The organism is Pseudonocardia sp. KRD291 (assembly GCF_019263595.1).
Lineage (GTDB): Bacteria > Actinomycetota > Actinomycetes > Mycobacteriales > Pseudonocardiaceae > Pseudonocardia.
The window spans coordinates 1-1,630 of sequence record NZ_JADQDD010000515.1; the positions used below are offsets into that span (position 1 = coordinate 1).

The 1,630-nt window shown below is 72.6% G+C and carries 1 protein-coding gene; it reads right to left on the bottom strand.

The window, feature by feature from the left end:
- The coding region (locus tag I4I78_RS32325; protein ID WP_218615303.1) for a long-chain-fatty-acid--CoA ligase at positions 1 to 1,497 on the bottom strand (1,497 nt) is incomplete at its 3' end.
- Positions 1,498 to 1,630: the final 133 nt, after the last annotated feature.

Here is a 1,630-nt window from a genome sequence, read left to right on the forward strand (position 1 = left end):
CTCGCGCAGGCGGGTCTTGAGCACCTTCCCGCTCGGGTTGCGCGGCAGCTCGGGCAACACCGTGACCCGGGTCGGGCGCTTGTAGGCGGCCAGGCGCTCCCGGCAGAACGCCTCGATCTCGGCACCGGTGGGCGGGTCGTCCGGGTCGGCCGGCACGACCACGGCCAGCGGCGTCTCGCCCCACCTCGGGTGCGGTACCCCGATCAACGCGACGTCGGCGACCTTCGGGTGCCCGGCCAGGACGTTCTCCACCTCGGCGCAGTAGATGTTCTCGCCACCGGAGATGATCATGTCCTTCTTGCGGTCGACCACGTAGTAGTAGCCGTCCGCGTCCTCGCGGACCAGGTCGCCGGAGTGGAACCAGCCGCCGCGGAACGCCTCGGCGGTCTCGGCGGGCTTGTTCCAGTACTCCTTCATCACCGTCGGGCCGCGGTAGACGATCTCGCCGACCTCGCCGGGCCGGACGTCGGCCATCTCGTCGTCGACGACCCGGACCTCGACGTTGACCATCGGGGTGCCGATCGAGCCGATCTTGCGGATCGCGTCCTCGCCGCGCAGCGTGCAGGTGACCGGGCTGCACTCGGTCTGCCCGAACGCGGTCACGACCTGGGCCTGCGGGAACGTGTCGATCATCGTGCGGAGCAGTGACGTCGACGCGGGCGCCGCGCCCCAGGAGATCCGCCGCAGCGCCGAGAGGTCCCGGTCGCCGATGTCGGGCACCGTGCACATGGCCGCCCACTGGGCCGGCACGAAGAAGCAGGACGACACCGACTCGCGCTCGAGCAGCGCGATCGTCCCGGCCGGGTCGAACCCGCCCGAGGAGGCGACGATCGTGCGCCCGCCGGTGATCAGCGGCGGGATCATCCCGGCCAGCCCGGCGATGTGGAACAGCGGCGCCCCGGAGAGCCACACCTTGTCGTCGGCGCCGATGCCCAGGTGCGCGATCTGGGAGAACGCGTGCAGCAGCAGGTTGCGGTGGGTGAGCACGGCGCCCTTGGGACGCCCGGTCGTGCCCGAGGTGTACATGATGAACGCCGGGTCCTCGTCGGCCACCGGTGCCTCGGAGTAGGTGGGCGACGCGGCGGCGATCACGGTCTCCAGCGGTTCCGGGCCCTCCCCGATGGTGATCACCGAGCGGACCGCGGGCGCCGATTCCCGTGCCTTCTCCACGGCCGGGGCGAACGCGGTGTCGCAGACGACGACCACCGCGCCGCTGTCGTCGAGCGCGTAGGCGATCTCGTCGGCGACCAGCCGGAAGTTGATCGGCACGCAGATCGCGCCGGTGCGCAGCGTGGCCAGGTAGGCCTCGAGCACCTCGACCGAGTTCAGGCCCAGTACCGCGACCCGCTCCCCGTGCCCGGCGCCCCGCTCGAGCAGCGCGTCGGCCAGGCGGGTGACCCGGTCGTCGGCCTCGCGGTAGGTCCGCGAGACCCGCGCGTCGCGCAGGGCGACCGCGTCCGGGCGGGTCCGGGCGTGGCGGGCGAGCAGATCGCTCATGGTCATCCCGCGGCCGGTGACCCGGCCGCCCTCGCTCGCGGATCCACTGGTCGTCACGGCACTCCTCGCCATCGTCGTCGATGCATCGCCCGGCATCCCGGCCGGACGGGCCCACTCTTCCCTCCCCGCGGCG